Consider the following 717-nt stretch of genomic DNA (forward strand, 5'->3'; position numbering starts at 1 on the left):
CGCGGCGCCCGCAGGTCACGTGACCGGGCGCGGCGACTTCGCGGGGGCCGGTCCGCGGCCCGCCGGACCGGTCGCCGGTCGGGGTGGACGGGGTGGACGATCCGGCCGGCCTGGTGCCGGACGGGTCGGCCGAGGGGGTGGTCGATCCGGACGGGCCGGTCGCCGTGTCGGCCTTGGCCGCGACGGCGTCGGCCGCGGTGCGCGCCTTCTCGGCCGACCCGTCCGGCACCAGGCCGGCCGGATCGTCCACCCCGTCCACCCCGACCGGCGACCGGTCCGGCGGGCCGCGGACCGGCCCCCGCGAAGTCGCCGCGCCCGGTCACGTGACCTGCGGGCGCCGCGAGTTCATCCGGGTCTCCGACATCGGGCGGATCATCGACGCGCCCGGCGGGGTCATCGCCGTGCCCGTCGCCGCCGAGCAGGCCAAGGGCCCGCTGGAACGCCTCGACGTTGCGTCGGTCCGCCTCGGACCAGCGCGGACCGGGRCCCGACAGGTAGTGCTTGCCGTAGCCCCGCTTCACCAGCTGTTTGCCCAGCTTCTCCACATATGCGTTGGATTGCCCCGGACGGAAGTAGCCACGCCCGGGGAACCCCGTCTCATTCGTGCTCGAACCCCCCGAACCACTCGAACCGCCGATGGCGCGGCCCTTCCCGGTCACCAGCAGCCGCCACGTCTGAGTCCCCGGCAGGCCGTCCGCCTCCGCGCCCTTCCACCCC

2 pseudogenes are annotated in these 717 nt (G+C 76.1%); both read right to left on the reverse strand.

What is annotated here, in order from left to right:
- Positions 1 to 250, reverse strand: a pseudogene (locus EAO71_RS38100) (hypothetical protein); the annotation flags it as partial.
- Positions 251 to 398: 148 nt separating this feature from the next.
- Positions 399 to 717 (reverse strand): annotated as a pseudogene (locus EAO71_RS36280) (peptidoglycan-binding protein); the annotation flags it as partial.

The sequence above is a fragment of the Streptomyces sp. MS191 genome, from assembly GCF_008042125.1.
Lineage (GTDB): Bacteria > Actinomycetota > Actinomycetes > Streptomycetales > Streptomycetaceae > Streptomyces.